At 53.5% G+C, this 26,116-nt stretch carries 22 protein-coding genes and 2 pseudogenes; 20 read left to right on the plus strand and 4 right to left on the minus strand.

Annotated elements, in window-relative coordinates:
• Window positions 1–33: 33 nt before the first annotated feature.
• Entirely contained in the window at window positions 34–897 is an 864-nt protein-coding gene (locus ACWKWE_RS01175; RefSeq protein ID WP_483849344.1) for an NAD(P)H-binding protein, read from the plus strand.
• A gap of 209 nt (window positions 898–1,106) precedes the next feature.
• A complete protein-coding gene (locus ACWKWE_RS01180) occupies window positions 1,107–1,943 on the plus strand; it encodes an SDR family oxidoreductase (protein ID WP_483849345.1) in 837 nt (278 codons plus the stop codon).
• Between the two features lie 860 nt (window positions 1,944–2,803).
• On the opposite strand, the gene ACWKWE_RS01185 is transcribed toward ACWKWE_RS01180, so the two are convergent.
• Entirely contained in the window at window positions 2,804–3,838 is a 1,035-nt protein-coding gene (locus ACWKWE_RS01185; RefSeq protein ID WP_483849346.1) for an aldo/keto reductase, read from the minus strand.
• A gap of 371 nt (window positions 3,839–4,209) precedes the next feature.
• The gene (locus tag ACWKWE_RS01190; protein WP_483849347.1) at window positions 4,210–4,848 is read right to left on the minus strand and encodes a hypothetical protein; all 639 of its coding nucleotides are present in this window, start codon (window positions 4,846–4,848) and stop codon (window positions 4,210–4,212) included.
• Between the two features lie 264 nt (window positions 4,849–5,112).
• On the opposite strand from ACWKWE_RS01190, the gene ACWKWE_RS01195 reads away from it, so the two are divergent.
• The 4 genes from ACWKWE_RS01195 to ACWKWE_RS01210 all read left to right on the plus strand — a co-directional run bounded on the left by ACWKWE_RS01195 (window position 5,113) and on the right by ACWKWE_RS01210 (window position 9,272).
• On the plus strand, window positions 5,113–6,060 hold the full coding sequence (locus ACWKWE_RS01195) for an AraC family transcriptional regulator (RefSeq protein ID WP_483849348.1): 948 nt from the start codon (window positions 5,113–5,115) through the stop codon (window positions 6,058–6,060).
• A 220-nt stretch (window positions 6,061–6,280) separates the two neighbouring features.
• On the plus strand, window positions 6,281–7,027 hold the full coding sequence (locus ACWKWE_RS01200) for an SDR family NAD(P)-dependent oxidoreductase (RefSeq protein ID WP_483849349.1): 747 nt from the start codon (window positions 6,281–6,283) through the stop codon (window positions 7,025–7,027).
• A 140-nt stretch (window positions 7,028–7,167) separates the two neighbouring features.
• Window positions 7,168–8,340: an acyl-CoA dehydrogenase family protein gene (locus ACWKWE_RS01205; protein WP_483849350.1), complete on the plus strand. Its 1,173-nt coding sequence runs from the start codon at window positions 7,168–7,170 to the stop codon at window positions 8,338–8,340.
• 173 nt (window positions 8,341–8,513) lie between these two features.
• Window positions 8,514–9,272, plus strand: coding sequence for an SDR family oxidoreductase (locus tag ACWKWE_RS01210; protein ID WP_483849351.1), 759 nt, complete (start codon window positions 8,514–8,516; stop codon window positions 9,270–9,272).
• Between the two features lie 85 nt (window positions 9,273–9,357).
• Here ACWKWE_RS01210 and ACWKWE_RS01215 read toward each other — a convergent pair whose 3' ends face one another.
• Window positions 9,358–10,200, minus strand: a complete 843-nt coding sequence (locus ACWKWE_RS01215) for an alpha/beta fold hydrolase (RefSeq protein ID WP_483849352.1) — start codon at window positions 10,198–10,200, stop codon at window positions 9,358–9,360.
• A 466-nt stretch (window positions 10,201–10,666) separates the two neighbouring features.
• Between ACWKWE_RS01215 and ACWKWE_RS01220 the strand changes: the two genes are divergently transcribed.
• The 13 genes and pseudogenes from ACWKWE_RS01220 to greB all read left to right on the plus strand — a co-directional run.
• Window positions 10,667–11,434: an SDR family NAD(P)-dependent oxidoreductase gene (locus ACWKWE_RS01220; protein ID WP_483849353.1), complete on the plus strand. Its 768-nt coding sequence runs from the start codon at window positions 10,667–10,669 to the stop codon at window positions 11,432–11,434.
• Between the two features lie 79 nt (window positions 11,435–11,513).
• The gene (locus ACWKWE_RS01225) at window positions 11,514–11,978 is read left to right on the plus strand and encodes a GlcG/HbpS family heme-binding protein (RefSeq protein WP_483849354.1); all 465 of its coding nucleotides are present in this window, start codon (window positions 11,514–11,516) and stop codon (window positions 11,976–11,978) included.
• 200 nt (window positions 11,979–12,178) lie between these two features.
• Window positions 12,179–13,099: an AraC family transcriptional regulator gene (locus ACWKWE_RS01230; protein ID WP_483849355.1), complete on the plus strand. Its 921-nt coding sequence runs from the start codon at window positions 12,179–12,181 to the stop codon at window positions 13,097–13,099.
• Between the two features lie 117 nt (window positions 13,100–13,216).
• A complete protein-coding gene (locus ACWKWE_RS01235; protein ID WP_483849356.1) occupies window positions 13,217–14,116 on the plus strand; it encodes a LysR family transcriptional regulator in 900 nt (299 codons plus the stop codon).
• A 108-nt stretch (window positions 14,117–14,224) separates the two neighbouring features.
• Window positions 14,225–15,241, plus strand: coding sequence for a zinc-dependent alcohol dehydrogenase family protein (locus ACWKWE_RS01240; protein ID WP_483849357.1), 1,017 nt, complete (start codon window positions 14,225–14,227; stop codon window positions 15,239–15,241).
• A gap of 74 nt (window positions 15,242–15,315) precedes the next feature.
• A complete protein-coding gene (locus ACWKWE_RS01245; protein WP_483849358.1) occupies window positions 15,316–16,326 on the plus strand; it encodes a zinc-dependent alcohol dehydrogenase family protein in 1,011 nt (336 codons plus the stop codon).
• 80 nt (window positions 16,327–16,406) lie between these two features.
• Window positions 16,407–17,462: a 2-dehydropantoate 2-reductase N-terminal domain-containing protein gene (locus ACWKWE_RS01250; protein WP_483849359.1), complete on the plus strand. Its 1,056-nt coding sequence runs from the start codon at window positions 16,407–16,409 to the stop codon at window positions 17,460–17,462.
• A 72-nt stretch (window positions 17,463–17,534) separates the two neighbouring features.
• Complete coding sequence (locus ACWKWE_RS01255; protein WP_483849360.1) at window positions 17,535–18,167, plus strand: LysE family translocator; 633 nt, start codon at window positions 17,535–17,537, stop codon at window positions 18,165–18,167.
• Between the two features lie 210 nt (window positions 18,168–18,377).
• Window positions 18,378–19,571: a styrene monooxygenase/indole monooxygenase family protein gene (locus tag ACWKWE_RS01260; protein ID WP_483849361.1), complete on the plus strand. Its 1,194-nt coding sequence runs from the start codon at window positions 18,378–18,380 to the stop codon at window positions 19,569–19,571.
• 123 nt (window positions 19,572–19,694) lie between these two features.
• Window positions 19,695–20,447 (plus strand): annotated as a pseudogene (locus tag ACWKWE_RS01265) (MCP four helix bundle domain-containing protein); the annotation flags it as partial.
• Window positions 20,442–21,305: a methyl-accepting chemotaxis protein gene (locus tag ACWKWE_RS01270; RefSeq protein ID WP_483849964.1), complete on the plus strand. Its 864-nt coding sequence runs from the start codon at window positions 20,442–20,444 to the stop codon at window positions 21,303–21,305. The pseudogene ACWKWE_RS01265 and the gene ACWKWE_RS01270, both read left to right, overlap by 6 nt.
• A 271-nt stretch (window positions 21,306–21,576) precedes the next feature.
• A complete protein-coding gene (gene fliD, locus ACWKWE_RS01275; protein ID WP_483849362.1) occupies window positions 21,577–23,004 on the plus strand; it encodes a flagellar filament capping protein FliD in 1,428 nt (475 codons plus the stop codon).
• Window positions 23,005–23,380: 376 nt separating this feature from the next.
• A pseudogene (gene greB, locus ACWKWE_RS01280) lies at window positions 23,381–23,719 on the plus strand (transcription elongation factor GreB); the annotation flags it as partial.
• Window positions 23,720–24,129: 410 nt separating this feature from the next.
• On the opposite strand, the gene ACWKWE_RS01285 reads toward greB, so the two are convergent.
• A complete protein-coding gene (locus ACWKWE_RS01285; RefSeq protein WP_483849363.1) occupies window positions 24,130–25,065 on the minus strand; it encodes an AraC family transcriptional regulator in 936 nt (311 codons plus the stop codon).
• An 85-nt stretch (window positions 25,066–25,150) separates the two neighbouring features.
• On the opposite strand from ACWKWE_RS01285, the gene ACWKWE_RS01290 reads away from it, so the two are divergent.
• Window positions 25,151–26,116: an oxidoreductase gene (locus ACWKWE_RS01290; protein ID WP_483849364.1), complete on the plus strand. Its 966-nt coding sequence runs from the start codon at window positions 25,151–25,153 to the stop codon at window positions 26,114–26,116.

Raw genomic sequence — 26,116 nt, forward strand, 5'->3', positions numbered from 1 at the left:
CGCACTATAAAAACGCACTTAAGGACGCACTCCATGCAACAACAATCTCCACGGATTCTGATTACGGGCGCAACCGGAAAAATCGGCGGGCGCGTACTAAGCGAATTGGACGCGTCGGTGAGCGTTCGCGCTTTTTCACGTAACGCAAACGCCGCAGATTTACCTGACTATATAGAGGCAATGGAGGGTGACCTAACCGATATTGCAGCCTTTGAAACCGCGCTGATCGGCGTCGATTGCGTTTTCCTGCTGTTGCCTTTTTTGACGGCAGAGCAAACTCGACCGGTTGTCGATGCTATTGCCCGACATGGGACGAGAATTGTCTACCTGTCGACCGCTGGGGCAGGAGATCCTGCGGACAGGACGAGCAATCCCATCAGCGCCACCCATTACGCGGTTGAGCAGATGATTGAAGAGTCCATCGAGAAATGGACGATGGTTCGACCTACAAGTTTTGCCTCCAACACGCTGATGTTCTGGACAGATCAAGTGCAAGGCGGCGATACGGTTTACTGGCCGCTCACAAGCGCGCGTCTGTCAGTGATTCATGACGGCGACATAGCGGCTGTGATTACCAAAGTGCTGATCGACCCTTCGTACATTGGCCAACGCCTGCTTATCACCGGCCCGGCAGCCATCACACCAGCCGATGAATTGGCAGCCATTGGGGCAGCACTGGATAAGTCTCTGACTCTGGTAGAACTGCCAACCCAAACAGCGAGGGAGCACATGTTGAAAAGCGGCATGCCGGCGCCGATCGTCGATGGCGTGTTGGGATATTGGACAAGGCGAACAACCGAACCTGAGATAACCACTCTCACCATCGACAGTGTGCTGGGTCGGCCAGCTCAAAGCTTTGAAGTGTGGGCCAACGAGAACGCTTCAAAATTCGTTTGATGACAAAACCGGATCCAGCGAAGGCTGCATGGCTTCTACCCTTGGCCGGAGATGTGTGGGACGCATGATCTCCAACGATGCATAGATGCAGGAGCAGGTAACAACGATAGCTCTGCGAATCAATCAAGCTGCTTTACGCGTGACCTAATTAAATCAAAGGGCGAGCACGCCGGATTGTACGGTCGTGGCCCCTATCAGGCGTTGAATACATGGCTCAGAAAAATTGGCTTATTACCGGCGTAAACAGCGGCTTCGGCCGACTCATGGTTGAAAAGTTGCTCAACCGGGGTGACCGTGTTTTCGGTACCGTGCGGAAAATCGAAGCGGTCGAAAATCTTGCAAGCACTTATCCAGATCGTTTCCGCAGTGCCGAACTCGACATGACCGACTTTACCTCCATTCGATCAGTCGTCGATGGCGCGTTCGACGCCTTTGGGACGATAGACATTATCGTGAGCAATGCCGGATACGGGCTGTTCGGGGCGGCAGAGGAGGTATCGGACGATCAGGTCCTTCATCAAATCAACACGAATCTAATCGGCTGCATCCAACTGATTCGATCAGCGCTGCCTCATCTTCGTCAGCAGGGCGGTGGGAGAATTATCCAGCTGTCATCGATGCACGGACAGGCGGCTTTCCCCGGAAGCTCGCTATATCATGCGAGCAAGTGGGGGATCGAAGGGTTCGTCGATTCGGTAAGTCAGGAGGTCGCACCCTTCGGCATTGGCTGTACCATAGTCGAACCTGGCGCGGCTAGAACAGACTTTCGGCATCGAAGCGCGGAGTTGCCGCCCAGGATTGATGCCTACGACATATCGCCGGCGCGCAACCCACGGCGCTTATTCGAGGATCCGAGCAGTCAGTCGCCAGGTGATCCGGACCGAATGGTCGACATCATGATCGCGAGCGTCGAGCAGGACCCTGCGCCGCGCCGAATTACACTAGGCCGCGATGCGTTTGATGGTATTCACCGCCAGCTTCAGGAGCGGTTGACTGCATTGACCGCCCAGAAAGAACTGGCCTACTCGACCGATGTTATCGCCTGACTTCAATGTGCTAACTCATCGCGACGCGATACTTGCGCACTGTGCAACCGTCCCATCGTACCGCAAGATTGCATTTATGGCGTGCGCCTTTCAACAGAGACAATCTCATGCAGCCGCAACATTACTCGGAAGCCAGAGGCGACCGAATTTTTCATTGAAAACCGCATGCGTTCCGCACATCGCGTTCCGTGATCATCAGCGATGTGCGACTGCTTTAATCCACATGCGACAGTTTTGATTCTCAAAACTAGCGGTTGAGTGCGTAATTGCATGGACTTGACCACCCATTTGCATTCGACTTGCCCAGTTGTTTGCATCGGATCTGACCAGCGCAACGGGTGCGTGTTGACCGGCAGGAATCGACCCATAGCGGACGCTCGCCGAGTATGGAGTAGCCTCCGAGATCTCGGTTGTCTCAGCTTCGATATGTGTTCACCATGCCGGCGCCTACTACCGCAATGACAGTAGCCGGGGCACTCCTACCATTGCCTTGAATCACCTGGTCCACAAAGCCTGAAAATTGAGGACAGACGCAGGGTGGAGGATTTCGTCTTCACTTCAATACAGCGGAGAATAATCTCCAACAGTGCAAATCGACGTCGTCTTAACGATTTGCTCCGGTCCAACCACTGGCCAGAAGTCTGCGGCATAGTAATGCGCGCGCAGGGGCGCTATGTCGCTGACTGCTTAGCGCTTTCAATGTTAAAAAACACGCCGAACTTCCTCTCAAAAACCTCGCCGCCTAAGTGCCCTAAGCACCAAGCAAGATGCCTTCACCCCGCTTGATCCAACCACGCGCAACGGTGGATACGACACCGGTTCACGTCATGCAGGTAAGTTTGATCGGCGCATCATGCGAATCATGGAACGAACCGATCGGTGTCGTGGAGCGACTGCATCCAGTACGGGTAGGGTTTCTCCGGCGCTGAGATATCGGTCAACTGCTGTGTCAGTTCGCAAGGAAGTGCTAAATCAACCGATCCTAAATTAGCAAGAAGCTGTTCCGTTGATCGGGCGCCAATGGTGACTGATGAGATTCCCGTCCGACCCAGCGTCCAGGCCAGTGCAACCTGCGCAGGTTGAGCGCCGACCGTTTCGGCGATGTTATGCAATGCGTCTACGATGGGGGAGGCCTTCGCGGGGTCGATGGGAGGAAAGTTCAGATTCGTTCGTCGTCCGGGAGCGGTCACGCTGCTCTCGTCTTTTCGTTGGGAATATTTTCCACTGAGATAGCCGCCAGCTAACGGGCTCCAGATGATCAGGCCAACGCTATTGGCCAGAGCGATGGGCACTATCTCGTGTTCGATGTCGCGCGCTGCTAGAGAGTAATACACCTGATTGCTGGCGAACCTTACCCGATCTGAATGGTTGCAAATACCCGCTGCGCGCTCCAGATCCGCAGCACTGAAATTACACGCGCCAATATGTCGGACTTTGCCTTGAGTGACCAGATCGTCCAAGGCTCGCAGGGTTTCGTCCAACGGCACGAGTGCATCTCTATCATGTAGCTGGAACAGGTCGATGTGATCGCGCTTGAGACGTCGCAGGCTTGTCTCCACCGAACGCATGATATGCGAACGGCCCAGCCCAACATCATTCTGCCCAGAGCCAGTCCGTAACCTAACTTTGGTGGCCACCAGCATGCGTGTCTCATCAACGCCCAGCTCGGAGAGCGCCTGCCCCAGCATCACTTCAGACTGCCCTTCAGAGTAGGCGTCGGCGGTATCGACTAGGTTGACACCCTGGTCGATAGCGGCTGCGATCAGGTCGACAGCGGTTTTACGATCAACTCCAGCGATTCTTCCCCACATGCCAGTCCCGTCACCAAATGTCATGGTGCCGAGCGACAACCGGGAGACGCGAAGGCCAGTGCGGCCAAGTGTGTTGTATTGCATGGGACGCTCCTAAAGCGAGCATGGATGAACGGTGCGTCGGTGGGTACCATGGTTGTTGGCCTATACCGTATTAACGCTCGGCGACTGCCGATAATGCTATTGCAGACCCGTGATATCGGCGGAGGACTCGCTTACCCACTTCAGGCTTTCAAGCCAAAGTCGACGACTGTGCAGCGTCGACTCGTCTATCTAACGGCGTACACTCTTGCTCGAATGGAAGCAGCTTAATGTATTTCCGCTACTGTGCATTGACTCGCTAAAACCTCTATAGGATTGCACCAGCTTAAGCACGCCTATCCAGGCAGCCGTAGCCAGATAGGAATAGATAAGCGGCCGGATAAGCTGAGCCTCCACTACCGTCAACGGGTTTATCACTCCATGACGACAGTCAGTACATAGCTCTGGTTATTTGCGGCTGTTCGAGTGAGGACCGTTTTGCCGCTGCCAACCTCCAGAACGATAGGCGTGCCTTTCATAATAGCTTCGTCAAAAGAATGGGGAATGGACATGCCCAGTACGCGGACAGATAGCCGCTTGCTGGCCCGGATCAGCTCCCTTTTTGCTGCGTCGTCAGTAGACGGGGAAAGCACGTTCAACACTAATTTCACGCGACTGGATTTCCCCTCTGAACCTTCAGCAGCGTACGAGATTCTGTTGATTTCACCTGCGGCTTCTTTCACGAGTCTGGCGCCACTTGCGCAACCTTCGCTGCCGTCCTGTCGGGTTATCCATTCACCCGCGCGCAGCTGCGTGTCATTTAACAACGTACACATTTGCGCTGTAGATTGCTCTTTCAGGTCGGCAAGGCAGCTGTAAGTAAAAGAGGCACAAATCACCGCTATTGCAAAACGCATCATCATCAAATTCCTTGAGTTGGTTGAGGTGTTCGATCGGCCTTCGTCCGAGATGAAGGTGCATAGGTTTGATGTACCGTTCTTGACGACGAGTAATGCGTTTGCTCGGGACTGCCGAGTTTCAACGCCAGCTTCAACGATCAGTGAGCGCTTCATCGTGACTCGACCATCGAGCTTAAGATCAAAAGCGGTGGGGATGTCAGCCCGATACTCCCGAATGATTGCCTGTTTCTCTCAGTTGGCCATAAGCGGTAAAAGCTACTCCATGAGTTAAGACCAAGAGTTAGAGGATTAGGCAATCACGCAATTGGATTGGGCTGCCGTACGGCGTCTATAGACGCTTACAGTGATGCGCGTTAACAACCGAAGCCAAGCTGCGCATGCGGCTCGGCGCTGACCGCGCAGGACATTCGAGCCATCATGATTTTTGAACTGAACGAGGCCGACGACATCAGGCGAGTTGAGACTGCGCCGATACGTGAGCAGCTTGCGAAGCGCATTGAGGAATATCTAGGGGATGATACCGAGCGCATGACATCCCTTCCGGGTTTGAGTTTCGCGAAGATTTCGGAGCCTACGCTACCCGCCTCCTACATATACGAGCCCAGCATTTCCATGATCATTCGTGGCCGTAAACGGGTACGTCTGGGAGTGACGACCTATCTCTATAACGAATCCAGATTTTTGCTTACCGCAGTTAATCTTCCCACCGTGACCGAGGTACTAGACGCGACGCCGGAAGCATCTTATATCTCGCTGTTGATGAGGCTTGATCTGCCAACAGCGCGCCAGGTAATGGCGGATCTGGACTCAAGTGGAGTCAATGGCCCAATCACTGGCATAGCAATGGCAACGGGGCCCGCCACGGTGGAGCTTTTCGATGCGGTGGCAAGGCTTATCAAGCTCACCGAAAGTCCTCAGGATTTGACGCATGTCGGGCCATTGATACAGCGGGAGATCATCTATCGGATTCTTGTGAGTTCAGCTGGCCTGCGTTTCAGAGAAACGATCATTGCGGGCACCCAGAGTAATCGGATAGCTAAGGCTATCGCGTGGTTGCGTGAAAATTACATGCGACCCGTTAAGATCGAAGAGCTGGCGTCGCTAGCGGGCATGGGCGTCTCCACGCTCCATCATCATTTTCGTGCCATGACAGCTATGAGCCCGCTGCAATTTCAAAAGAACCTTCGTTTGCATGAGGCGCGCAGAATATTGTTGACCGAGTCAGTAGATGCGACGACAGCAGCCGTGCGTGTCGGTTATGAAAGCGCGACTCAATTCAGCAGAGAGTACAAACGGAGCTTTGGAGCCCCCCCCATGCGCGATGTCAGTTCAAGTCTGGCTGCGGTAGCGAGACAGGATAAATAATGTACAACGACAGTCTTCGCGGAGGATTGGATTTCCTTTAGCGATTTCAAAGTCCGTCAAGGCCATAAGTGGGTTGACGGAAAGGCGCAAGCACACTCGTTGCAGTCAGTGCCGAGTAATAGAGGAATGGGCAACAACCTGACAGGATAGGGCTCACTCAGCATGCGGCGAGACGGTCATAACTGAGCCTCAATGTCATCATCAATGAGAGGTAAAAGTCATGACCGGTAGACTCCATGGGAAAGTAGCACTCATCACTGGCGCAGCACGCGGTATCGGAGAGGGCATCGCTGAGGCTTTTGCCGGAGAAGGTGCTCATGTTGTGATCACTGATGTGCTTGAAGGGGGGAAAGACGTAGCCGAAAGGATTCGCGCCGCCGGCGGCCATGCGATCTTTCAGCGGCTGGATGTCTCCAGTGAGGACTCCTGGTCTGATGCTATTTCTGCCACCATCGCTGAATTTGGCAAGTTGACCACATTGGTGAATAACGCCGCTATTTTCAACAATGCAGGCCTGCTGGACACATCACTTCATGACTGGAATAAATTAATTTCTGTCAACTTGACTGGGCAATTTCTGGGAATGAAAGCGGCTATTCCAGAGCTGCTGAAAACTCGTAATGGGTCAGTAGTCAACATCAGCTCGTTGTACGGTCTCATAGCCACTCACGGCTTTACCGCGTACCACGCCTCAAAAGGCGGCACCCGGATGTTGAGTAAAGCCACCGCCTTGGAGTATGCCAACCAAGGAGTGCGAGTCAATTCGATCTATCCCGGCGACACTGAAACACCGGCCATGGCTAATCTGACGGATGAAGAGAACGCGGCGGTTCTCGCCTTGGTTCCTATGGGCGTTCCAGGGAAGCCCATTGATATCGCTTATGGTGCGATCTATCTGGCCTCTGATGAAGCGCGTTACCTCACGGGCTCAGAGCTTGTCATCGACGGCGGCTGGAGCCTTCCCTAACTAGCCTCTGCGTAATGCCACACGGGGCCAGACTCGCATTCCTTTACTGAGTCTGAGTCTGAGTTAGAGGCAAGGCAGAAGCACCGCGAGCAGCCGCTTAGCCAATGTCTTTGCCTAGATCTTTCAATGAGCATCTACAAATGTCCCAAGCAGATGATCGATTATTGCAACTTGCGCTGGATTTCGTTCCTGTCCTAGCGGACCGGGCAGTTGAGGTCGAAGGCAACAGAAAATTGCCCACCGATTTGGCGAAAGACCTCGCTAACGGCGGCTTTTACAACATGTGTAGTCCAAAGGAGCATGGAGGTCAGGCGGCGAGCCCGTTGACATACGCCAAGGCCGTGGAAATCCTCGCAACAGGTGATGCCTCCGCCGCTTGGTGTAGCTTCATAGCCACTAGCACAGCGTTCGCCTTTGCCTGCGGTGGAAATCAAAAAATTCAGAGCATACTCGCAAGCGATAGGGTCATCCTGGCAGGCGCATTCGCACCGCAGGGAGTCGCCACTCATCAAGTTAGAAACGGTGTCTCAGGGTATCTGGTCTCGGGCGAATGGGATTGGGGATCTGGCTCTCAGAACGCCGACTGGATAGCCGCAGGCTGTGTCATCGATGATCGTTCGCAGAGTGTCTTGGGGGCAGAGATGAAGACGAGCGAAATCAAGCATGTATTGTTTGCCAAAGAGCAGGTCTCGTTCCACGACACATGGCATGTGATGGGTTTACAAGGTACAGGGTCTACTCGTTTCAGTGTGCGCGAAGCTTTTGTCCCGCTAGACCGAGTCGTTACGATTAAGGATGCAAGGCATAGAAAGGAGGTCATATTCAATTTCCCCATGTTCAGCATGCTTTCCATCGGCATTGGCGCGGTAGCCCTTGGCATTGCGGAAGCGGCATTGAATGAGGCGAAGACGGTTGTAACGGCCCAACAATCCTCATCCCGGACAAGACCACTGGCGGAACGCTCATCGATAAGAATAGCGATCGTAGAAGCACAGGTATCACTTCTTGCCGCCCGAACACTGTTTCATCAGGAAATTGTTGCAGCGTGGCGTGCAGCAATAGACGACAAAGTCGATCTCGGGCATCGAGTTTCTTTAAGGCTGGCGATTAATTACGCCGTGAATATCGCCAAGCGGGTAACTGTTTCAATGTTTGAAGCAGCAGGAAGTACCGCTATCTATAGCGATTCTACTTTCCAACGCCGTCTAAGAGACATCCAGGTCGCTGCAAAGCACATCATGGTTAGCGAGAGTACCTACGATGTAGCAGCTCGGCATTTACTCAAATTGCCCGTTGATACATCGACGTTCTGAACCCGTCGCTTCTTCAGTCCAACACCTCATAGTTCTGGGCAAACATCGAGCAGGATCAGGGTCACACTACAGGTGAGCCCGACGCCATCATTGATTTATCAGACACAGCATGTGCGCTGGTCTGATTATTCACTCTTGATAGACGTCGCATGGCGGCGTGAGGTTATGACGATATGACACACAAACTAGTCGACACAGTGGCCATCGTGACAGGTGCTACGAGCGGCATAGGTCAAGCAATTGCATTAATGCTCGCAGACGCTGGTGCAAGAGTTGCACTGATCGGACGGCGTGCTGACCGGCTTGATGCGCTGGCGAGCAAGATTCGGGATGTAGGCGGCACTGCCATCGGCATTCCAGCGGACCTGACATCTAGCTCGGAAGCTGCTCACGTCGTCGAACGAACGATAGCCGAGTATGGAAGGCTCGACACGCTGGTCAATGCTGCAGGGTTGATGCTCAACGGACCATCGGTCGAGTCTCCTCTCGAAGAGTGGGATCAGATGATCGACATCAATTTTCGTGGTTTGGTGTACATCACCAAGGCAGCCCTGCCTCACCTCGTTGAAGGTGTCGCGACCAGTACCCGGTCGGTGGTGGATGTCATCAATATTTCGTCTGTGGCGGGACGGGTTGCCGCCGCACAGGTAGCCATTTACAACGCAACGAAATTCGCGGTGACGGCAGCGACAGAAGCTTGGCGGCAAGAGTTTACCAAACAATCTGTGCGATTCTCGGTCATCGAACCAGGCGCCACTGCCACGGAATTATTTGAAAAAAAATCAGGTCAGTGGGAAGGGTTTACCTCAATGTTTGGAGAGGTTGAGCAATTGCATGCCGAGGATGTGGCTAATGCTGCACTGTTTATTGTTACCAGTCCGCGCCGGGTGGCTATCAACGAAATCGTGATTCGTCCCACTGACCAGAACTGAGTTCCGGCCCAGTCTTTGCTGAGGCGAGGCACCGACCCTCATGCTCGTGGGGTTCGAGGCAATCCACGAGATGAGGGCGCCGGAGTTATTGATCGGCCAAGAAGTGGGACACCGCAGCGCTGAAAAACGCAGGGTCCTGCAAAAATGCGAAGTGACTCACGTCAGGCAAAATGAGCAAGCCAGCTTTCGGTATGGTGGCAGCAATATGTTCAAGGTGGTCCCGTTTGATAGCCTCGTCATGGTCTCCATCAACGATCAGAACGGACGAAGTGATTCTTTTAAGGTCATCATCGCTCCAGTTAGGTTGGCTCGCCCACATGTGACTGATCTGCTCTACAAAGGACTCATAATCCTTTGGCGTGGGGGAGAGGCGGATATATTCATTCCCAGCACGCGTGATAAATGCGGCAAATGTCGGGTTCTCCTCGACGTGATCTTTGACCCCGGATGTCAACGTGTTGGGCGCAAACGCAAATACCTTGCCCGTTCGTTGCGGGTAACGCATCGCGAGGTCCAGTCCGACGATTGCACCATCGCTCCATCCAACGACGTCCGCGCGGGGTATTTTCAACGTATCTAATACCCCAACTACATCATCAGCCATGAGGTCGTATCCAAACGGCTGCGCATTTCGTGAGCTGCGGCCGTGGCCGCGACTGTCAAGCGTAATAACAGTGTGCTTGGCTGCCAACGCCTTTACTTGATTGCCCCAGTAGTCCGAATTCGATAATCCACCGTGCAGAAGCAGTACTGGTGATCCATGACCGCTGATTGCGTAGTAGATTTTTACGCCATTGACGGCAGCGTATCCTGCCTTTGTACCTGTTATCGGTGGAGGTGTTTTGGGGAGCGTTTCCCAGCGTTCAAGGGCGCTTGCGCCCATCGACACGGATAAGCATAGCGCTGCAAAAACGAGATTTCGGAACATGGCGATTCCTTGAGGTCAGTTGAGAAAATTCGTTCGCCTGCCACCTTGAAAGTGAGGTGCCGCGGATTTGCCTTTGAATAGGTGCGCACCACATTACGGCATGAGACTTCGTCTTCTCAGCCCAATACTTCCTTGTTATTGCCTATTTATCCGACCAGAGATATGGGAACTGTGCGAACAAAACCAGGTGACTCCCCTCAGCAAGACGATCAGGCAGTGAGCGAGCAGAAATAGGCTACCTCGCAAGTCGCTGAGGGCCATACAGTCGACCGCCGTGTCCATTAAGGATGTCGTCGATGGTTCAGCATAGTCGGCGCATAGAGCGACCAGCTCCATAAGCGATGAATAAACACAAGCGATGAAGGCAGTGGCGAACACTCCGTCCAATAGAGGCGGCCATCGCGACGAAATTTCCCCGTAAATGCCATTTCCTCTTGCAGACATGCACAACGTTATCGGAGGCAACATGAAAGATTTTGAACATAAAGTCGTTCTCGTCACAGGTGGCAATTCCGGAATTGGCAAAGCTGCGGCTTTGATGTTTGCACAGCGTGGCGCCCGCGTCGCAATTGCCGCTCGGAGGGCGTCGGAAGTCGACGCTGTCGTCAGAGAAATTGAGGCACTCGGCGGCAGCGCCATGGGTGTGGCAACCGACATCAGCGACCCCATGCAGGTCAAGGAAATGATTCGAAAAACCGTCGCTCGTTTCGGCAAGCTGGATGCAGCATTCAATAATGCCGGAGCGATCGGGCGATGGGATGCAATTGACGCCGTTGAGGTTGAGGATTTTGACCATGTCATCGGCGTCAACCTGCGAGGCACATGGCTTTGTGTACGCGAAGAGATTGCGCAAATGAAGCGCCAGGGTTTAGGTGGCGCGATTGTTAATACCTCGTCGTGGTTGAGCCAGGGCGCGCTGCGTGGGTCGGGGCTTTACTCGATGACGAAGGCAGCGCTCGATTCTCTGACCAAATCCCTCGTTTTTGAATGTTCGGATCACGGGATTCGGGTGAACAACGTTGCTCCGGGCGTCGTCGATACGCCTATGACATCCGGAAGCGCAACAGACGAATTGCTCACCTCGCTCATTAGCCACACTCCAATGAATCGAATGGCAACTGCTGATGAGATTGCGCAAGCCGCTGTGTGGTTTTGCTCAAACCAATCGGGATTTGTGACCGGGCAAACGCTGCTTGTAGACGGCGGATACACCGTTGCAGGCAATCGTGTCTGAGCGCTTAGCGTACAGGATAAATGGCGTTGCTCGGCTCAACTAACGAGGCCGTGCAACCCATAACTCAGGAATTTCTCTTTTGGCCTTACAATCTCTGACACTGGCGGCCGCGCGGCAACTCATTTTCGCAGCCGAAACGAAAGCATATCAATTGGGTTCGCCCTGCAATATCTCAGTGGTAGACGTTACAGGGCAGTTAATCGCGTTCGTTCGGTTTGACGGTGATAGCTCTGTGGGTGCCAATTTATCAATGGACAAGGCGCTGAACAGCCTGGCAGCAGATATCTGCATCACCGGTGAGCGCGATCCGGACAACGTGTGCGTTCGCAGGCATGCCGTACCTGAAGCATTGCGTCTGCCAGGTGGCGTGACGATCAAATCGGGTGACGATGTCGTTGGGGCGATTGGAGTCAGTGGCGGATCCACCGAGGCGGATCACGCCATCGCAACAGCTGCACTGAACGCTTACAAATCCGTACTAACCGCTGGACGCTTTCTAGCTCCAGTAACGGATGCCGGCTGGTCTTCTATTTCGCATCAGTAGCAGTCCAAATCGGACGTGAGTACGTCGAAAAAGTCTCATTTTCATGGGTTGGCGTAAAGACTGTTCAGCCTTTTTCTAGCAACATCAGTTTCGTGCATCTGTCTTCATGAGCACCTCCGAGACCTCAACATTTGCCTATTCCGTTCGCACTCGGCAATGTACCGGTTGTACAGGTTTTGAATGCCTTCGGAGACACGAAGATGCCAATTGACGAGGCTTCGCAATGTAATGGGGACACAGAGGCTGTTCGATCCCGAATTTCAGCCACCATCATCAATTATCTTGGAGATAAAGAGGAGCGTGGCACATCGGTAGCCGGGCTCACTTTGATACAGCGTACGGCTCCGGTTCCTGCGACCTCATTTGTCTACGAGCCGTCGCTTGCCATGATCATGCAGGGCCGCAAGAACATATTTCTGGGCAAGACGATCCATTACTACGATGAGTCGCTGTTTTTCCTCACCTCGGTGGGAGTACCGACAGTGACAGAAGTGGTAGCAGCGAGCGAGGAGCGTCCATACGTTTCATTGCTCCTCAATCTGGATATGACGATGATCAGAAGCGTCATCGCTGAGATTGCCATCCATGATGATTACCCTCAAGGCGGCACTGCGCAGGCATTTGGTCCCGCCGATCGCGCCTTGTTCGAGGTCATGGAGCGATTGGTGAACCTCGCCGTAGCTACCTCCTCGACCGCCTATTTGGAGAATCTGGCCAAGCGCGAACTGCTGTATTATTTGTTAACTGGCCCGGCGGGTAAGCGAGTACAGCAAACCGCGTTGCTTGGCACTCAGGGCAACAGAGCTACAAAGGCAGTGGACTGGTTGAACCAGCACTACGCCGCCCCCTTGCGAATCGCTGAACTGGCCGAACTCTGTGGAATGGCGGAGTCAAGCCTGCACCATCGTTTTCGGACGCTGACTTCAATGAGCCCATTGCAATTTCAGAAAAATCTTCGCCTACACGAAGCAAGACGGCTTTTACTGTCGGAGGATATAGACACTGCAACGGCGGCCTACCACGTAGGTTATGAAAGCGTGCATCAATTTAATCGAGAATATAAACGCACATTCGGCGCGCCACCCAGGACAGATATACAGTCAGTGAAACGTCAACGTTAATGCGGCGCTGTGACGTGAATGAGCGTCGCAGCGACCGAAGCTCGCGATACATGACAGTTTCATGCGTTGGCTCGGCAGACCGGATATTGGGTAACTCCTCAAGGGCATAGCAGCAATATGAGACGTGAAGACCTGGCTGATTTAATGTCCTTTGCCATAATCGCCGAAGAGAAAAGCTTTACCAAGGCTGCCGCCCGCCTGGGGCTCTCAACCTCCACCCTCAGCCATGCGATGCGTCTGCTGGAAGATCGCCTAAATGCGAAGCTGCTCAACCGCACAACGCGAAGCGTCGCCCCAACCGCAGCAGGGGCGCGATTGTTAGCGCGCCTCCAGCCGGCATTGGATGAGATTGGTGATGGCCTTCAGGATCTCGTTGAGGAGCATCATGGCCCAAGTGGTTATGTCCGAGTCAACACGCACCGCAGTGCTGCGTTACTTTGGATCATTCCCAAGTTGGCGCTTTTGAGGCAACGGCATCCAGGCATCGTTTTGGACGTCATCAGTGACGAAGGGTTGGTTGATATCGTTGCTGCCGGTTATGACGCCGGTATCCGTAACGGTGAACAATTGGCAAAAGATATGATTGCGGTACGTATTAGCCCGGATTACCACACTGCCGTCGTCTGTACGCCTTCATATCTCAAATCGTCCCGGGCGATCAAAAAGCCGGATGATCTCCTACAGCATCAGTGCTTGCGTTATCGGATGAGTTCGTCTGGGTCGTTGTTGCGTTGGGAGTTCCAGAAAGGGGCACGCAGATTTGAAGTAACAGTTCCTGCGACATTCATTACCAGCGACATGAATCTGCTGATCGATGCGACGCTGACAGGCGTGGGTCTCAGTTATGTGTTGCGAGAACAAGCTGCGAACCATCTAGCCAGCGGCGCGCTCGTCGAGGTATTGCCAGAGTGGGCGGTGGCACACGATGGCAGCTTTCTTTATTTTCCGAGTCGCCATCAGGTCCGGCCAGCCATGCGCGCTGTCATCGATGTTCTTCGCTACGACGGGCAAAACTGAGCAGACTGTTGAGTGAGGCACACAAGTCCATCCGTTTTCGCGTATCTAGTCCATCACTACCTGCCAGTCTAAATTCAGCCTCACATTCAGCAGCTGAGGTGAGCCGTTATGAAACGCTGGATTTTGAAAGCGGGTTCAGTAACGCTCGATGGTCTTATCGAGCAAGAAGTGGAATTACCGGAACCAGGCCCGGGAGAGGTTCGGGTTCGCGTGTGTGCAGCGTCTCTGAATTATCGAGATCATTTTGTCGTAGAAAATGCCGGGGAAAGCTGGCGCACTCAGGATGACGTCATTCCCGTCGGCGACGCCGCTGGGGTTATTGATGCCGTTGGCGAAGGAGTGACCCAGTGGGCGGCAGGTGACCGTGTGGTTACGGTTTATTTGCGAGACTTTCTGACCTGGCCTCCTAACCAAGATATGGGACTGGGGCTGGGGTCACTAAGCGAAAATGGCGTTCTGGCGCAATATGTCGTGCTGTCCAGCGAGCGTGTTGTTCGTGCACCTCGAAATCTGAGTTTATCGGAAGCCTCTACGCTACCTTGCGCTGCACTGACGGCTTGGACCGCGCTGCAACATGCTTACCCTCCTAAAAAAGGCCAGAAAGTTCTCACCCTCGGTACCGGCAGCGTTTCTTTGTTCGCAGCGTCGTTCGCAAAGGCACAGGGCGCAGAGGTTTTCGCTACCACCAGTCGTGCAGACAAAATCAGCAAACTGGAGGCACTTGGAGTGACATCGACTTTCGATTACCACGCCGATTCCAACTGGGGGGATACGGTATTTAGCGCAACGGGCGGCATCGATAAAGTTGTTAATACAGCTGGTTTCGGTTCATTGAATCAGTCCATCAAAGCTGCGGCTTTTGGCGGTGACGTTGCTGTTGTGGGATTGATGACGTTTGGCGACGTGATTGAGCCTGCGTCCTTCTTAGCGAAAGGTATTAGCCTTCGTGGCGTGCCCGTGGGAAGTCGTGAGCTGCAAAACGATATGATCGAATTTATAGAAAGACATAATATCAAACCTGTCATCTATAAAACGTTCGAGTTCTCAAATGTAAAATTGGCCTATAAAGCTCAATTGTCCTCGGACATTTTCGGCAAGGTTGTAATTAATATTTCCGAAGAGTGAAGCTTTTGCCTCCCTCAAGACTTGCTCATCTTAAGGAGTAGGTCTACTTAATATCGCTGCGTGAGGAAAGTATAATGAAACGTTGGATTCTCAAGTCTGGCGGGTATGACGCCGACGCCCTGATTATTGAAGACGCTCAGAAACCTGAGCCTGGACCTGGACAGGTTCGAGTTCGCATTGAAGCCGCAGCCCTGAACTATCGGGATTATTTGGTGATGACCAACTCCCTATGGCGAACTGATCTGGATCTGATCCCCGTGGCAGATGGCGCCGGTGTCATCGATGCTGTCGGCGCGGGCGTAACAGAATGGAATACCGGAGATGCGGTCATCACCGTGTATATGCGCGATTTCCCAACGTGGCCTCCACACCCTGATGTTGGAATGGGGTTGGGCTCTGCGAATGAGCATGGTGTTCTGGCTGAATACGTTGTTTTGTCGGCATCCCGTTTGGTTCGCAAACCGGCGAGTCTCACCAGTATCGAAGCTGCTACCTTGCCTTGTGCGGCTCACACCGCGTGGACTGCGCTGCAAAAGCTCAGCCCCGCACGGCCATGCGACAAGGTGCTGATTTTGGGCACGGGAGGGGTGTCGCTGTTCGCCTTGTCAATCTGTCGTCACCTAGGCATTGAGGCAATTGTGACCACCGGAAGCGAGCAAAAACGTGAGCGTCTACTGGAGCTGGGCGCAAGCGAAGTGGTGAATTATCGAACTGATCCAGACTGGGGAAATACGGTTTATCAGCTCAGCGGCGGAGTGAACAAAGTTATCAACAGTGCGGGCGTTGGCGCACTTAACCAATCGATGGCTGCTCTTAAACATGGAGGAAACGTGGTCACCATTGGGATGATCTCTCAGGGTGAGGGCGAACCAGTCAATGAATATGCGTTACTGGGTAAAGGACTGACTATTCACGGTATGCCAGTCGGTGGCCGAGATGGCTTGGTAGAACTTGTCGCATTCGTTGATGCAGTAGGGTTGAAGCCGGTTGTACATCAAACGTTCAGCTTTAACGATGCAAAGCTCGCCTACGAGGAGCAGCGCTCTGCCGATCTGTTCGGAAAAGTAATTATATCGATCGACTAATAGCGGTGATGCTGAGCACTGTGTAGTTCCGCGACTTGCAGTGCTCAGCGGTCCGTCACATTCGGGGGGTATAGAGAATCATGACTGATACAAACCAGGTTCGAGTCCTTATCATAGGAGCAGGGGCTATGGGTATTGCCACCGGCTATCACCTCGGGATAGCCGGTGCGGATGTCACATTTCTTGTCAGACCGCACCGAGTAGTCGCGCTGAGTCGGCCCCAAGTTTTGTATAGCTATGATGACAATAGGCTTAAGAATTACACGAATTACACTGTGCTTCCTGATCCGGCAGCTTTAAGTAATCAACGTTATGATTTTATCGTGATTACTCTTGATGGTGCTTCACTCAAGGACACTCATGGTGTTGAATTGGTCCGCTTGCTGGGCCGGCTGTTTAAAACACTTCGCACGAAAATAATTCTCGGTACCATTGGGGTGTCCCTTCGACCTTGGTTTATTCGCGAATCGGGCTTAATGCCTGAGCAAGTTGTCAGCGGCTCTTTGGGAATTCAGTGCTATGCGCCCACCGCAGTGAGCTTCCCTGCTCATCTTACGACCGATAGTGAGCTGCTGGGTCAGGCTGACTTCGCATATAGGCACTGCTGGCCGTTTGGTTTTTCTGTAGATGATCGCGCCCGAGAGGCGGCCCAGGCTTTTGCCGAACTTTACAGTGCTAGCAAAGTGTCGACGTGCATCATTGAGAGTGCCGAGAAAAAGGAAGTTTTAGTCACCTCATTTTTTGTGCAATTGGCTGCGTTCGACATCGCCGGCTGGCCAAGCCCGCTGGATATGGATGTAAACTCGGAGCTGTGGTTACTCGCCACACAAGCCACGATTGAGATCCAATCCCTGTCCGCCTTTGGAGCGGCTGGATTAAACGCAATCGAGCAAACGTCGGCCGCAAGCATACTAAAATTTTGGTGTGACTGGGAGCGCGACATGATGCCGCTGGATTTACAGGCATTTAATAAATATCACCATGGAGGAAAAGTGAACCGGCAGGACTTGCAGATTCTCAGCGATTGTATCTTTCTGGGAGAAGCGGAAGGCCTGACAATGCCTGCTACGCGAGAATTGCTTAAACGACAAACAGCACTGAAGGTTGGCAATTTCCAACAGAGCGTAAGCATATAGTCGGCTGTGCAGGATTTATATATTGGCAGCGGATAACATTGCTATTCACTCAGAGGGTAAAGGAGGTAGATGATGGATATTGCTGTTTCTTTAATAAGCATTCTCGGCGCGATCGCAATCGGAGCGATGAGTCCTGGGCCAAGCTTCTTGTTCGTCACTCGTACCGCTGTTGCCCAATCGCGAAGAAGTGCTGTGGCTGCAGCAGTAGGAATGGGCGTGGGTGGTTTGACTTATGGGACGCTAGGTTTGCTAGGGCTCCAGACGTTGATAATGCAAGCACAGTGGCTTTATCTCTTGCTCAAACTTGGTGGCGGCCTCTATCTCATAGGGATCGCAACCCAGTTGTGGCGCCACGCAAGCCGCCCACTCGCTATTCCAAAGACTGATGTTGATGTGAAGTGTGATATAAGGAGGACGTTCTCTTTTGCCGTCGCTACTCAGCTCAGCAATCCTAAAGCTGCCATCGTGTATGGGAGTATTTTCGCTGCCTTTCTTCCTCCGCAACCTCCATTGTGGGCCTTCGCGGTATTACTGCTTTGCATTTTTTTAATCGAGGCTGGGTGGTACGCACTTGTCGCTGTTGGGTTTTCTTCTCAGCGGCCTAGGTCTGTTTATCTACGATCCAAGCGGTGGATTGATCGCCTCGCTGGATTGGTAATGGGATTGCTAGGATTACGTCTGCTGGCGAGTGCTATAAAGCAATAGATTGGATAATTTATTAACTTCTTGATCGACTAACCATCTCTCGGTCGACTGAGTTTCAAATGGTCGCCACCTTTCTTTGCTCCACAAAAACTAGCTAGGATACCGATAATATATTGGAGCCTCGTGTGCATGTTTATATGGTGCGTTCTGGGATGATCGTGGGCTATCTAGCTAATGACTTCAGAGTAACCCAAACCAAGGAAACACAGTATGACGAGCGAACGTGCGATTACTATTGTTGGAGGAGGTCAAGCGGGAACCCTACTCGCCCTGGGGTTACAAACTGATGGTTGGGATGTCAGACTGGTTCAGGATCGTGCTCCGACGGATATCAGCACTGGTAGAGTGATGTCAGGGCAAATTATGTTTAAGCCAGCACTCGACCTAGAGCGCGAGGCCGGAGTTTCTTTTTGGGAGGATACCGCCCCCGAGATCAAAGATATTAATGTCGCAGTTTGTGGGGGGGGTAACGCGCAAAAGGAGATCGATTGGACGGCCGATTTTATCCATCCTGCACGGAGCGTTGACCAGCGTTTGAAGGTGTCACGCTGGGCTGAAGAATTTGCCAATAGAGGTGGGGCTCTTGACATAAAACATGTTGGGCTTTTTGAACTGGAGAAATATGCGCGAGAATCTGCCTTGGTGATAGTTGCGACCGGGAAGGGTGAGATTTCTCGTTTATTTACACGCAATGACACATTATCAGCTTTCAATACACCACAGCGTGCACTCGCTTTAACATACCTTAACGGTGCAACTAACGATCGGCCTAACGGAGCAAGCTATACAATAATTCCGGGAGTTGGTGAGTACATAAATTTCCCGGCATTGAGCGTGAGCGGGCCCTGCGAGGTCATCACATTCGAAGGACACATAGGAGGTCCTTTTGATAGTTGGGAACAGATCGGGTCGCCGGATCAGCATCTTCGCCATTCCATTGACCTCATAAGGACATTTCTTCCTTGGGAGGCGGAGAGATTAAAAAAAGCTGTTCTGACGGATGCACGCGGCACGTTGACTGGTCGGTTTGCTCCGATCGTGCGTAATCCGATCGGTCGACTTCCTTCAGGGCGGGCGATTCTAGGAATGGCTGACGCCATCGTCCTTAATGACCCTATAGCTGGGCAAGGGGCGAACAATGCTACGAAATGCGCGGCGCTCTATCGCAAGGCAATCGCAGAGCAGGCCGGGGCACGGTTCGACGATGCATGGATGAACTCCGTCTTCAGGAAGTTCTGGGGGCAGGCAGAAGCGCCAACGACGTTGAGCAACATGCTTCTTCGAGAGCCCGAGCAGGCGCTGGTTGAACTTCTTCAAGTGGCCCAGTACGACTCGAAAATCGCTTCGCAGGTTGCCAATGGATTTGCTTACCCTGATCAACTATTAAATTTGATTCAAGACTGATGTCCGTCGCACGCATGCGCCCTTCCAGTTTCCTTCCTGGAACATGCGGCACGGTATTGGGATATCACAACAGCATGGACGCTCTGAATCGCACATAGAGAGCTGTTTATGAACATCCGAAATATGAGCATCGCACCACGAGCTTTTTTAGGCTTCGCATTCATTGCAGCGCTGGTGATCGTATTGGGCGCATTCGCCTTGAATCGAATGACCGTGATCCGCCAAGCGACCGTAGATATGGAGACCAACATGCTCCCGAGTGTGGTGTTCCTTGGAGATGTAAATGAGAATCTACTTCGATTGCGCGTCACTATGTCAGGACTCTTGATCAATCGAGACTTCCACGAATTGGACGAAGCTTACAAATCAATCCCCATACTCGTAACCAAACTGCAGGAAGCAAAGCTGGGGTATGCGGCGACTCCTGCCGAGGCAGAAGAACGAGAAATTTACGCCAGGTTTAATAGCGCATTGGAAACGTACCTAACGGTGCAGAACCAAGCCGTTGACCTGTCACATAAAGGTGCTACTGACGAGCTGAAGGTGCTCTTGAACACTCATCTGGCTGACACGGCCGAGTCCATGGCTGAACATCTTCAGCGCCTCATTGAGATAAACCAGAGCGGAGCGAGCGATTCCTCTAGAGCTTCGGGTGACCAATACCGAAGTGCGAACTTAGCGATTATTGGCACGGCGGTTCTAGCTGTGATTCTGACCGTTGTGCTGGCTTGGATACTCACGCGCAGTATCGTAACCCCTCTCGCGAGGGCTGTCGCAGCGGCAGGAGAAATCTCTGGCGGCGACCTAACCAAGCCTATTCAGGTAGATGGAAAGGATGAGCCTGCAAAATTACTGGGAGCTCTGTCGTCAATGCAGCAAAGTTTAAAAAATACGATTGAACAGATATCGGGCTCTGCTACGCAACTGGCCTCGGCTGCCGAGGAGCTCAGCGCAGTTACTGAAGAGTCGTCCCGGGGTCTCCAAAAACAGAATGAAGAAATCGAGCAGGCAGCGACAGCGGTTAATGAAATGACTGCAGCCGTTGAAGAAGTGGCTCGGAATGCAGTCTCTACCTCGGAGGCTTCCAGGCATTCTAGCGAAATTGCATCGCGGGGACGCGATCAGGTCGTGAAAACCGTGGATGCTATTCAGTCGATGAGTCGCGATGTGCAGGCAACATCTACGTTGATTGCAGGATTAGCAGCCCAGGGGCGTGATATCGGTCGTGTCCTCGATGTAATCCGATCAATAGCGGAGCAAACCAACTTACTGGCCTTGAACGCGGCGATTGAAGCGGCCCGTGCTGGTGAAGCCGGCCGAGGATTCGCAGTGGTCGCTGATGAGGTGCGCGCACTCGCCCATCGTACTGCTCAGTCCACTGAAGAAATTGAGAGCATGGTTGCTGGTATTCAGACGGGTACTAACCAAGCCGTTCAATCAATGACAATGAGCACTGCCAACACCCACTCAACGTTGCTGTTGGCGCATGCCGCGGGTGAGGCGCTGGAGCATATCGCCGGATCGATCGCTGAAATCAACGGGAGAAATCTGGTGATTGCCAGCGCATCGGAAGAGCAAGCGCAGGTCTCACGAGAGGTCGATCGTAGCCTTACAACCATTCGTGACCTATCCACCCAATCAGCCGCGGGTGCCAACCAGAGCAGCGCTGCCAGCAATGAGCTATCTCGCCTAGCCGTTGGGTTAAACACTGTAGTAGCGCGTTTTGTGATTTAGAAACTGAATTAGAAAATCAGCGTAGCCAAAGTCGCTCAGCCTGACGGTTTCCGGTTAGGGAAGCTACGCTCCGACTTTCACGAGCAGACATGAGGCTATGGAGAGACAACTGCTTTCCAGGCAGGAGGATCGCGATTGTTGTGCAGGAGCCATAACCCCATCCTATTTTCGCTATCTAGTCTGCAGTGCGTGTCCAGCTTAATTTCGTCATTGGGTTCAATAACGCGTCGTTGGCGTTTTATGCGTAAGTATCAGATGAAAGGAAAATCAAATGGCAAGCCCTATTACGCCCTCCACTGGATTGGGATCAGGCCTGGCAATAGGTGATATTGTTAACGCTCTAGTTAGCGCGGATAAATTAGCCAAACAGACACAAATCACCAGCCAGACTAAGCTAGTAACTGCAAAGCTCTCTAGCATAGGAGTGCTTCAATCAGCTATATCTGCTTTTCAAGCCACCCTGAAAACCCTAGGGAATAAAGATAATCCTGTATTTAGTGGCTATGCCGCTAAATCGTCAAATGAGTCAAAGCTAACCGTTGAATCGGATAACCTAGCGGTGCCCGGTCATTATTCGGTCGAAATATCGCAGGTTGCAACTTCGTCCTCAGTTGCCTCTGCGGCGATAGCTGGCGGAGCGGATAGCCCGCTTCCCGCAGGCCACGTGACCATAGTTCAGAATGGAAACGCCAAGGACTATACTTTTGCCGCAGGTGCAACGCTTATGTCAGTGGCGAAGCAAATCAACGCCGAAACCAAAAACACTAAAATTAGCGCCAATATAATCAGTGACTCCAATGGTTCACGTCTTATTCTTGGGTCAACACTGACGGGGGCGAATTCAGAAATCACTACTAGCAGTGACTTAACCGGTTTTACGATTGCGAATGGGACCAAGTTAGATCCCACGATTCCGGGGTCATCGGGGTACATGGGCGATCCTCCAGGTGATGCGCGGTTAAACATCAATGGATTTGAAATACACAGTGCAAGCAACGTGGTGGATAAATCTTTGGGGGGGCTTAGTTTTACGCTTCTTGAAAAAGGTACCGCAACAATAGATGTGTCTACTAACAAAGATGGACTGAAGGGTTCTTTACAAGCGTTTGTGGACAGCTATAACAATGTAGTGAACGCTGTCACTAAAGTAAGTAAGGCGACAATCAGCGATAAACCCGACCCAGTCACAGGGGCCACCGTTGTTCCCGCTGGCCTGACAGGGGACTCGCTGCCTCGTTCCATACTTGCTGCCATGCGTAACGAGTTGGTCAGCCCCAACGCATCGGGCGGAATAACCGTGCTGGCTCAATTGGGCGTCACCACTAGTCAGTCGAATGGCACTTTGAGTTTCGATGATAATAAGTTTTCTGCGGCGCTGAGTGACAAAGGATTAGCAGGACAAATACAAAAGCTTTTCAGCGGGGACGATATGTCTACCGGTCTACTCGCTAAAATGAATGCGGCGCTAACTCCATATTCACAAACGGGTGGTATGTTCGACACTCGAGAGACTAGTCTTAACAAACAGCAACGAGACCTTGACCGTCAGCAACTGAACCTCGATCTGCATGTGACCGAACTCACTAAAACCCTGACTGCAAAGTACAACGCAATGGACTCTTTGGTTGCGCAGCTTAAGGCTTCCGCCTTGAATGTAACCAGCTTCTTTGATTCGCTGAATGCACAAAAACGTGGTTAAGGAACTACGCTTTTTTGACTTATCTGTAAATATAATCTATTTGGCATTCAGTTTCGTTGACCCGGATTGCGAGGGTCGAAAGTTCGCAGGCCATGGGAGACCGGTGAGCGCATTTTGACTAATTGAGTGTGAGCTTTTCTATCTGTTTTAATAAGATTTTTTTAGAATCCCTTTTCCGCGCGGCGTGCCGCGTTTTTTTTGCTCATGCCCTGAGATCAGTGAGAGGATCAGGCAAGTTTTGAGAAATATCTGGGTCACCTCTACCCTAAAAACTGTTGAATGTTCACCGACTGAGCTCCTCCATAGTAGCGTGGCCTTCTACATAGATGGGAGGCTCACCCAAGCTTGAATAGTATATTTATAGCTAGGGCCCTAATACCAGTACAACAAAAAGCTGCTGCGCGAGATCGACCGCCGCGTGCGCTACCTGCGCAAGCGGCTGGAAGACGTCAAGGTCGTGGACTATTCGCCGGAACAGGAAGGGCGGGTGTTCTTCGGCGCGTGGGTCGAGATCGAGAACGACGACGGTGAAGCCAAACGCTTTCGCATCGTCGGGCATGACGAGATCTACGGGCGCCTCGATTACATCTCCATCGACGCGCCCATGGCCCGCGCGTTGTTGAAGAAGGAAGAGGGGGATGAGGTCACGGTTCAGACGCCGAGTGGCGAGGCGATCTGGTATGTGAGCGGGATCAGGTACGGCGCGGAGGGATAAAGCTGCGAACCCTTCTGACCGACTGCAGCTCGATAACGGGTGCGGCCGCGGCTCTTCATCGCCTGACCCACCTTCGCGAATGAATTCGCTCCCACAGGAGTCAGTGTCGCCGGGAAGTTCTGGGCCTGGCTCCGGCTCAACTGTGGGAGCGAATTCATTCGCGAAGGGGGCAGTACAGGCTGTACATCTCCATCGCCTGGCCCATTTGTCGCGAATAAATTCGCTCCCACAGAGGTCAGGGTCGTCGCGAAGCTTGAGATCTAACGCGGACTCAACTGTGGGAGCGAATTCATTCGCGAAGGGAACGGTCCAGTCGATACATCTCCAGCGTCTGCCCCCCTTTTCGCGAATGAATTCGCTCCCACAGGACTTAGTGTCGCCGGTGAGTTCTGGGCCTGGCTCCACCAGGTTCAATCTCGGCGCTCAGCCTGCAAAACCTCCCGCCGATACTGGCCCGGCGATTTCCCATGCACTCGCCGAAACGCCACCCCGAATGCCGCGTCGGAAAGGTAACCCAAGGACGCCGCAACGGTGGCGACACTTCCGGTGCCAGCGGCCAATCGTGCAGCGGCCACGCGCATGCGCCAGCGGGTGGCGTATTCCACGGGAGGCTGGCCGACCCGGGCCTTGAACAGGGCCGCGAAGCTCGACCGCGAAAGGCAGGCGATGTCGGCCATCTCGGCCAGTTTCCAGGATTTGTCCGGGGCGTTGTGGATCGCGCGCATGACGTTGGCAACGGCCGGTTCACGCAACCCTGCGAGCCAGGCCAGATCAGCGACATCGGCGGTGCTGATGTGATGGCGCAGCGCGTGAACGAAGATCAGCCGCAGCAGGTCGTTGCACATCGTGTACGCCCCGGCTAGCGCCGATTGCCACTCCCGGTCCAGTTCATCCAGCAGCCAGGCGAACGAAGATGCTCCCCCCGACTCGGCGCGGATGACGATAGCCGGTGGCAACAGCGCCAGCAAGTCGCTCGCACCGGGGCTGACCAGCGAGACGCTGCCACCTAACAGCTCCACCTCATCCCCGACGCCAAAACTCGCCGACGCACCCGACGGCCCGAAAACCTCGGACGCATTCACGGCTTCAAGTTCGGGGGCGCTCGCCAGCACGAACGGCGTGCGGGACACCACAAAACAATCCCCCGCCTGCAAGCGGCGGGGCGGCTGATCCGGCAGGCACAGCCAGCATTCGCCCCGACGCACCACGTTGAATTTCAGCTCGATGGGCCGGAAGCGCAACGCCCATTCGCCACCGGCTTGCAGCCGCACCGAACACGCGGCGCGCAGGCCCGCCAGGGAAAGGATGTCGGAGAGAGGATCGGATACAGGGCTTTGGATGATCACGACAGAAAACCGGATGATATGAACTGGTTCGTCCCGGCAGCTTAAAGAAGAATTGAACGCTCCGATACACAACGAGAACATACCCATGACGACCCTTCAACAACCGCTCCCTTCACCGTTCAACGCCGCGAGCACTGCCGACGACGTGATGACAGGCATCAACCTGAGCGGGCGCCTTGCCATCGTTACCGGCGGGTATTCCGGCCTGGGCTTGATCACCACGAAAAGTCTCGCGAACGCCGGGGCGCAGGTCATCGTGCCTGCCAGAGACGTCGAACGTGCCCACGCTGCATTGGCGGGCATCACGGGTGTCAGCGTTCAGCCCATGGACCTGATGGCCCCGGCGTACATTCGGACCTTCTGCGAGCGCATCGTCCAGCAGGGCCACCCGCTTTCTCTGCTGATCAACTGCGCGGGCGTCATGGCATCGCCTCCTGTCCGGGACGCCGACGGCCATGAAAGCCAGTTCGCCACCAATCACCTCGGCCACTTCCGCCTGACCTGCGGCCTCTGGCCGGTGTTGAGGGCAGCAGGTTCGGCGCGGGTGGTGTCCGTTTCATCCCGAGGCCATCAGATCGCGGGCATCGATTTCGAGGACATCGATTTCAACCGTCGCCCGTATGACAAGTGGGTCGCCTACGGCCAGTCAAAAACCGCCAACGCGCTGTTCGCCCTGGCGCTGGATACTCGCGGTCGTGACCTTGGCATTCGCGCGTTTTCGCTGCATCCGGGCCAGATTCTGACCGACCTCGGGCGCCATTTGAGCCGCGCCGAGATCGACGCATTTGACGTGTTCGATGAAAACGGTCAGCAGAAAATCGCCCCTGAACGCGGCCTCAAAACCCTTGAACAGGGCGCGGCGACCGGACTGTGGTGCGCGACCAGTCCACTGCTGGACGGCAAGGGGGGTGTGTATTGCGAAGACTGCAACATTGCCCCGGTGAACGATCCCGCGTCAGGCCGCAAAGGCGTTGCGCAATGGGCGGCCGATCCCGAACTCGCGGAGCGCTTGTGGCACGTGTCGGAGCAGTGGACAGGCGTGACGCTCTGA

It is taken from the genome of Pseudomonas salicis, assembly GCF_057128705.1.

What these genes read in the sequence shown, in the direction of transcription:
- ACWKWE_RS01255 (WP_483849360.1), top strand. Translation starts at nt 17,535, where the DNA reads ATGGATATTGCTGTTTCTTTAATAAGCATTCTCGGCGCGATCGCAATC.
- fliD (WP_483849362.1), top strand. Translation starts at nt 21,577, where the DNA reads ATGGCAAGCCCTATTACGCCCTCCACTGGATTGGGATCAGGCCTGGCA.
- ACWKWE_RS01185 (WP_483849346.1), bottom strand. Translation starts at nt 3,838, where the DNA reads ATGCAATACAACACACTTGGCCGCACTGGCCTTCGCGTCTCCCGGTTG.
- ACWKWE_RS01200 (WP_483849349.1), top strand. Translation starts at nt 6,281, where the DNA reads ATGACCGGTAGACTCCATGGGAAAGTAGCACTCATCACTGGCGCAGCA.
- ACWKWE_RS01210 (WP_483849351.1), top strand. Translation starts at nt 8,514, where the DNA reads ATGACACACAAACTAGTCGACACAGTGGCCATCGTGACAGGTGCTACG.
- ACWKWE_RS01245 (WP_483849358.1), top strand. Translation starts at nt 15,316, where the DNA reads ATGAAACGTTGGATTCTCAAGTCTGGCGGGTATGACGCCGACGCCCTG.
- ACWKWE_RS01290 (WP_483849364.1), top strand. Translation starts at nt 25,151, where the DNA reads ATGACGACCCTTCAACAACCGCTCCCTTCACCGTTCAACGCCGCGAGC.
- ACWKWE_RS01260 (WP_483849361.1), top strand. Translation starts at nt 18,378, where the DNA reads ATGACGAGCGAACGTGCGATTACTATTGTTGGAGGAGGTCAAGCGGGA.
- ACWKWE_RS01230 (WP_483849355.1), top strand. Translation starts at nt 12,179, where the DNA reads ATGCCAATTGACGAGGCTTCGCAATGTAATGGGGACACAGAGGCTGTT.
- ACWKWE_RS01250 (WP_483849359.1), top strand. Translation starts at nt 16,407, where the DNA reads ATGACTGATACAAACCAGGTTCGAGTCCTTATCATAGGAGCAGGGGCT.
- ACWKWE_RS01180 (WP_483849345.1), top strand. Translation starts at nt 1,107, where the DNA reads ATGGCTCAGAAAAATTGGCTTATTACCGGCGTAAACAGCGGCTTCGGC.
- ACWKWE_RS01270 (WP_483849964.1), top strand. Translation starts at nt 20,442, where the DNA reads ATGCAGCAAAGTTTAAAAAATACGATTGAACAGATATCGGGCTCTGCT.
- ACWKWE_RS01235 (WP_483849356.1), top strand. Translation starts at nt 13,217, where the DNA reads ATGAGACGTGAAGACCTGGCTGATTTAATGTCCTTTGCCATAATCGCC.
- ACWKWE_RS01190 (WP_483849347.1), bottom strand. Translation starts at nt 4,848, where the DNA reads ATGAAGCGCTCACTGATCGTTGAAGCTGGCGTTGAAACTCGGCAGTCC.
- ACWKWE_RS01215 (WP_483849352.1), bottom strand. Translation starts at nt 10,200, where the DNA reads ATGTTCCGAAATCTCGTTTTTGCAGCGCTATGCTTATCCGTGTCGATG.
- ACWKWE_RS01175 (WP_483849344.1), top strand. Translation starts at nt 34, where the DNA reads ATGCAACAACAATCTCCACGGATTCTGATTACGGGCGCAACCGGAAAA.
- ACWKWE_RS01195 (WP_483849348.1), top strand. Translation starts at nt 5,113, where the DNA reads ATGATTTTTGAACTGAACGAGGCCGACGACATCAGGCGAGTTGAGACT.
- ACWKWE_RS01220 (WP_483849353.1), top strand. Translation starts at nt 10,667, where the DNA reads ATGAAAGATTTTGAACATAAAGTCGTTCTCGTCACAGGTGGCAATTCC.
- ACWKWE_RS01240 (WP_483849357.1), top strand. Translation starts at nt 14,225, where the DNA reads ATGAAACGCTGGATTTTGAAAGCGGGTTCAGTAACGCTCGATGGTCTT.
- ACWKWE_RS01205 (WP_483849350.1), top strand. Translation starts at nt 7,168, where the DNA reads ATGTCCCAAGCAGATGATCGATTATTGCAACTTGCGCTGGATTTCGTT.